This is a genomic window from Oligella urethralis DSM 7531 (assembly GCF_000372065.1).
Taxonomy (GTDB): Bacteria; Pseudomonadota; Gammaproteobacteria; order Burkholderiales; family Burkholderiaceae_B; genus Oligella; species Oligella urethralis.
This window is the reverse complement of sequence record NZ_AQVB01000020.1, coordinates 21,741-28,136: the sequence shown is the minus strand read 5'-3', so window position 1 is coordinate 28,136 and position 6,396 is coordinate 21,741. Positions and strand designations below refer to the sequence as shown.

The 6,396-nt window shown below is 45.0% G+C and carries 6 protein-coding genes; 4 read left to right on the top strand and 2 right to left on the bottom strand.

Annotation, left to right across the window (positions count from 1 at the left end; translation table 11 throughout):
* Positions 1-344: 344 nt before the first annotated feature.
* The gene (gene fabG / locus A3GA_RS0109835) at positions 345-1,100 is read right to left on the bottom strand and encodes a 3-oxoacyl-ACP reductase FabG (RefSeq protein WP_018027238.1); all 756 of its coding nucleotides are present in this window, start codon (positions 1,098-1,100) and stop codon (positions 345-347) included.
* A gap of 79 nt (positions 1,101-1,179) precedes the next feature.
* Positions 1,180-2,103, bottom strand: a complete 924-nt coding sequence (locus A3GA_RS0109830) for a LysR family transcriptional regulator (RefSeq protein ID WP_018027237.1) — start codon at positions 2,101-2,103, stop codon at positions 1,180-1,182.
* 177 nt (positions 2,104-2,280) lie between these two features.
* Between A3GA_RS0109830 and A3GA_RS0109825 the strand changes: the two genes are divergently transcribed.
* The 4 genes from A3GA_RS0109825 (at position 2,281) to benB (ending at position 6,387) form a co-directional block, all read left to right on the top strand.
* The gene (locus A3GA_RS0109825; protein WP_018027236.1) at positions 2,281-3,426 is read left to right on the top strand and encodes a muconate/chloromuconate family cycloisomerase; all 1,146 of its coding nucleotides are present in this window, start codon (positions 2,281-2,283) and stop codon (positions 3,424-3,426) included.
* A 65-nt stretch (positions 3,427-3,491) separates the two neighbouring features.
* Entirely contained in the window at positions 3,492-4,427 is a 936-nt protein-coding gene (gene catA / locus A3GA_RS0109820) for a catechol 1,2-dioxygenase (RefSeq protein WP_018027235.1), read from the top strand.
* A gap of 91 nt (positions 4,428-4,518) precedes the next feature.
* Entirely contained in the window at positions 4,519-5,892 is a 1,374-nt protein-coding gene (locus A3GA_RS0109815) for a Rieske 2Fe-2S domain-containing protein (protein WP_018027234.1), read from the top strand.
* A 6-nt stretch (positions 5,893-5,898) separates the two neighbouring features.
* Complete coding sequence (benB, locus tag A3GA_RS0109810) at positions 5,899-6,387, top strand: benzoate 1,2-dioxygenase small subunit (protein WP_026156942.1); 489 nt, start codon at positions 5,899-5,901, stop codon at positions 6,385-6,387.
* Positions 6,388-6,396 lie beyond the last annotated feature (9 nt).

The following is a 6,396-nucleotide window of genomic DNA, read 5'->3' as shown; positions in this document are numbered from 1 at the left end:
TGCCAGGCTTCCCCGGTTACTGCGTTGACTCCCTGTAAGATATGCCATCCTCAATCACATGTTAGGGCTGACTAAGTATTGGGCTTTGCGAGATTGTGCACGCTTACCCCCCTAACCTGCCGAATCAGGTTCACTAACGCTATGGACATCTTACTTCCTATGGCTTCCTTCAGACCCTGCCGTTAGCCGGCAACGCCCTTGCCATTCGGATTATCTTCCCCTTAGTCAGGGTGATACAGGTCTCTTGCAACCTGTCGGGTTTGCCAACCTCGCTGGGCAAACACAAAAAGGTGGCTCAACGTATTGAACCACCTTCTAAGAAATCAAAGCTTAGATACAACAACTTAGAGTATGGCCTCCGGTGACTCCGGCAAGATCTGCCCACCATCGACAATAATGGTTTGACCCGTGATGTAGCTCGCCTCTTTGGAAGCAAGGAAGCATACGGCATAACCGATATCCTCTGGCTTGCCTAGCTTTCTAGCAGGAATGGAGCGTGTCATTTGACCTAAATACTCCTCACCCTGGGCCGCTAAACCCTCTGTGAGAATATTACCCGGCATCACCGCATTAATCGTGATCCCCTCTTTGGCATACTCTAATGAGGCACTACGCATAAAGCCAAGCTGCCCCGCTTTACTCGCGGCATAATGACTCCAACCTGGATAGCCCGTGATCGGACCGGTAATGGAAGCGGTAATCACAACACGACCATAGCCTTGCTTTTTCATATAGGCTAGCGCCGCTTGTGTCACAAAAAACGTACCCTTAAGGTTGATATTTTGCATCTGATCCCAATCCGCCTCCGTCATATCGGCTAAATAGGCTTGTGGGAAAATACCGCTATTTGAGCAAAGAATATCTAAGCGACCATACTCGCTCACCACCTCATCAACAACCGCTTTACATTGAGCCTGTGAGGTCACGTCTAACGCTTTAAACGCACAACCCAACTCCGCCGCTGTTTGCTCAGCTGCCGCTTCATCAATATCCGCAATCACAACCTTGGCACCAGCCTCAATTAAGGTTTTAACAATACCTTTACCAATACCCTTTGCACCGCCCGTAACGATAGCAATTTGATCTTTCAGTTCAAACACAACAAATCTCCTTTAAATAATGTTAAACCCTAATACTAGTATAGGCGATCGCTGGGTCAGCTTGATGACAATTAACAAACTACGGTCTGAAACCGTAATCTGGTTTTAATAACTCCGGACGCACTTGATACATTTTATCCACCATCGTTAACATGGCATCGATGTACCATGAACTATCATTTTTACGATGACTGAAAATAATTGGCATACTGACCTTTTCCTCTTCAGCAATGAGTCGATAGTGCAGATCATTACGTGCTCGGGCTTCGGTCGGTATGACGCAATAACCAATACCGGCCGCCACTAAACCTAAGGCTGTTTGTAGGCTCTGCACCTCATGCACTTCCTCAGGATAAATTCGCTTATCATGTAAGGTATTTAGGACATAATCAGCAAAGCCCATGCTCACATTAGAAGGAAAAACAATCAGACTTTGCTGATTTAACACCTCAAGACGCACCGGGCTATCATCATTTGCCAATGGACTGAATGAGGGTATGGCTAAGGCTAGGCGCTCCTCTCTCAAGGTAATCCTAGTGATTGCTGAATCATACATACGCACTCGCCCAAAGCCAATATCAATACGGCCTGACTTTAAGGCTTCAAGCTGCTCTGCGGTGGTTAACTCAACAAATTGCAATCTCGTTTCAGGATACTCAGACCTGAAAAGTTGAATAACACGAGGTAAGCCACTATAAATGCTTGACACAACAAAGCCTATTGATAATTGTCGTTGATAGCTCTGACCTACACGCATCGTGGCAATTTGCAGTTGCTCAACCCGCGTTAAAAGCTGCAAACTCTGCTCATAAAACAGACGCCCAGCCTCCGTTAAGGTCAAGGGTCGATTATCACGCTCAATTAACTGCACACCCAGCGACTCTTCTAATAACTGAATCTGCCGACTCAAAGGTGGCTGCGTGATATGCAAGCGCTCAGCTGCCGCAGTAAAACTGCGCTCCTCTGCCACCGCCACAAAATAACGAATTTGCTTTAAATCCATCTAGGGTAATCCATAGGTTTAGTGCTTTTGAAATCGTAACTAGTTGATTTTATTAAGATATTTTTAGATTATACCTTTTTTGTATAAATCTAGGCAATTAAAGAATTGGACGCTTATTAGCTCCAACGGTTTAATGAATGCTAATGAAAACAACTATTTACACAGGATAGAGTAGACATGGTAACAATCGATAGCATTCAAACGCTACTAGTGGATTTACCGACCATTCGTCCCCATCAACTGTCCATGACGACGATGAAGGGGCAAACGCTTATGCTCGTGCGCATTCACTGTTCGGATGGTTCAGTCGGTATTGGCGAAGGTACGACCATCGGTGGCTTAGCCTACGGTGAAGAATCACCAGAAAGCATGAAGCTTAATATTGATACTTATTTTACGCCCTTATTGCTTGGTCAGCCTGCAGATCAAGTACCGTTGTTAATGCAGCAATTAAACACCGCAATCAGAGGCAATCGCTTTGCAAAAAGCGCTATCGAAACCGCGCTCTATGATGCCTTAGGCCAGCGTCTCAATCTGTCTGTTGCTGAACTACTCGGTGGTAGTTTACGCAAAAGCCTACCAGTTGCTTGGACATTGGCTTCAGGTGATACCGCAAAAGATATTGACGAAGCCGAAGAGATGTTAGCTCGTCGTCGTCACCGAATTTTTAAACTAAAAATCGGTACCCGAGATGTGGCCAAAGATATCGCCCATGTGGCAGCCATTAAAAAAGCATTAGGCGACCGTGGCGCCGTCCGTGTGGACGTCAATATGGCGTGGTCTGAATTAGAGGCGCGTTACGGTGTTGACGGCTTAGCAGACGTGGGTTGTGAATTAGTTGAGCAGCCTGTCGCTTGTGCAGATGCCTTAAAGCGTCTGACGGCCCAGGCCAAAATTGCCATCATGGCAGATGAGTTACTAGTCGGCCCCGCTTCCGCCTTTGAATTAGCCAAAAATAATGCCACCCATGTCTTTGCTATCAAAGTAGAGCAATCCGGTGGTTTACGAGCCTCACAAAAGGTAGCAGCCATTGCCGAAGCAGCAAATATCGAACTATATGGCGGCACCATGCTGGAAGGCGCTATCGGTACCGTGGCTTCAGCACATGCTTTTGCAACTTTCCATGCCCTGCAATGGGGTACTGAATTATTCGGTCCTCTTTTAATTACAGAAGAAATTCTAGCCACACCCTTAGTGTATGAGAATTTCGAGCTGCAAATTCCTCAAGGACCGGGTTTAGGTATCGCACTTGATGAAGAGCGAGTCCATTTTTTTAATCGAGCTCAACGCCAAAAAAGTGTGAGTTTAGCAACTGGTGCATAAACGCTTTCTATCCATCAGTGTTTTTTATATACCCATTTTTTCTACATTAATCTAAGGAGACATCAATGAGTGTAAAACTTTTTGATACAAAAGAAGTTCAAGATTTTTTAAAAATCGCCTGTGGTTTAACCTATGAAGGTGGCAACCCACGCACCAAAGAAATTATCCATCGCATCGTGTCTGATCTATACAAGACCATTGAGGACTTAAATATCACCCCGGACGAGTTCTGGGCAGGTATTGCTTATCTAAACCAATTAGGTCAAGCACAAGAAGCGGGTCTTTTATCACCGGGCTTAGGTTTTGACCGTTATTTAGATATGCGTATGGATGCTGAAGATGAGCAATTAGGCATCGAAGGCGGTACCCCACGTACCATTGAAGGTCCTTTATACGTCGTCGGCGCACCTGTAGAGCAGGGTTATGCTCGCTTAGATGATGGTTCAGATAAAGACGGTCACACCTTGATTATGCACGGCACGGTTTATGGTGCTGATGGTCAACCTATCCCTAACGCTAAGGTTGAGGTATGGCATTGTAACACCAAGGGTTTCTACTCTCACTTTGACCCAACCGGTGAGCAAAAGCCATTCAACATGCGTCGCACCATTATGGCTGACGAAAATGGTCAATACAAATTCCGCAGTATTGTGCCTTCAGGTTACGGCTGCCCACCAGATGGTCCTACTCAGCAGTTACTGAATCAATTAGGTCGCCACGGTAACCGTCCTGCGCATATTCACTTCTTCGTAACAGCAGACGATCATCGTAAATTAACCACCCAAATCAATATCGACGGCGATCCTTTAGTGAATGATGACTTTGCCTATGCTACGCGTGAAGGCTTAGTTCCACCATTAACAGAGGTCACTGATCCTGCTCGCATCAAGGAAGAAGGCGTTGAAGGACCATTTGCTGAAATCACCTTTGATATTCACCTCACTGCCTTAGTCGAAGGTGAAGACAATCAAATCGTTGAGCGTCCACGTTTAGTCGGTTAATCCATTAAATCAATAAGAAACAATTACTGTTGCTGATTTGGAGCAATCTACGCTCCGAATTAGCAACAACTCACCAGAAAAAGGAAGAGTTATGGAAAAAATCTATGAGGTTGAGCAAGTACTTAACTCAGCCATGCAAGTAGACGAAGAAGCCGGTATTTACCGCTGCCGTCGTGATGTTTTTACAGACCCAGATATCTTTGAACTTGAAATGAAGTATATTTTTGAGGGCAATTGGGTTTATGTTGCACATGAAAGCCAAATTCCTGAGGTCAATGATTACTTCACTACTTATATCGGGCGTCAACCTATCGTCATTACACGTAGTAAAGACAATGAATTAAATGCGCTTATTAATGCCTGTGCCCACCGTGGTGCCACACTTTGTCGACGCAAGCGCGGTAATCGCGGTAGCTTTACCTGTCCTTTCCATGGCTGGACCTTTAATAATAAAGGTAAGTTACTGAAAGTCAAAGACGAAAAGACGACTGAATATCCCGTTCAGTTCAACACCAACGGTTCACACGACCTAACGAAGGTGCCGCGTTTTGAAAACTATAAAGGCTTCTTATTTGCAAGCCTAAACCCGGATGTGATGCCATTGGCAGACTACCTAGGTGAGACCAAAGTCATTATCGACCAAATCGTCGAACAAGCGCCTGAAGGTATCGAAATCTTAAGTGGTAACTCTAGCTACATCTATAACGGAAACTGGAAACTCCAGATGGAAAATGGCGCCGACGGCTATCACGTTAGCAGTGTTCACTGGAACTATCTCGCCACCATGGGACGTCGCCACGAGGAAGGTACCAAAGCGGTTGACGCTCAAGGTTGGAGTAAAAGCGTCAATGGTGTCTATGGCTTTGAAAATGGGCATATCCTACTTTGGACGAATACCTTAAACCCTGAGGTTCGTCCTGTCTACTCGAATCGTGATGAATTGGTTGAGCGCTTAGGGGAAGAAAAAGCCGATCTAATTATTAAGCAAACACGTAACTTAGGCTTGTATCCAAACGTGTATTTAATGGATCAGTTTTCTACACAAATTCGTGTGACTCGCCCTATCAGCGTTGATAAAACAGAGGTCACGATTTATTGTTGGGCACCTAAGAATGAAAGTGCTGAAAACCGTGCGATCCGTTTACGTCAATATGAAGACTTCTTTAACGTGTCGGGCATGGGTACTGCCGATGACTTAGAAGAGTTCCGCGCCTGCCAGGAGGGCTATGCTGCCGCCTCAAGCGCTGCTTGGAATGACCTAAGCCGTGGTGCACCATTATGGATTAAAGGACCTGATGCGAATGCCAAAAAGCTCGGCATTAATCCTTTGCTAAGCGGGGAAAGAAGTGAGGATGAAGGCTTATTTGTCTGTCAACACGACTTCTGGCTAAGTACCATGCAAAATGCTTTAGCCAAAGAGAAAGAGCAACTAGCACACGCTAAATCTTCAGATAACGTAGCCTAAGGAGACATTGCCATGGATTACATTACAATTCGACGTTTTTTATATCGTGAAGCACGTTATCTCGACGATAGAGAATGGGAGAACTGGCTCACATGCTATGCAGACAATGTAGAGTATTGGATGCCGTGTTGGAACGATGATGACGAGTTAACAAAAGACCCGCAGTCAGAAGTGTCTTTAATTTACTACCCGGATCGTAGAGGTCTTGAGGATCGTATTTTCCGTATTCAAACTGAACGTTCAAGCGCATCAACTCCGGAACCGCGTACTACTCACATGATTAGTAACATTGAAATTTTAGACAGCCGCGACAATGAGGTTGATGTTCGTTATAACTTCCATACCTTGAGTTTCCGCTACCGTACAACCGATCACTATTTCGGTACGATTTTTGTCACCATCGTGAAAGATGGCGATGAGTTAAAAATCAATAAGAAAAAAATCGTCCTAAAAAATGACTACATCCGACAAGTGATTGATATCTATCACATTTAATCTACGAGT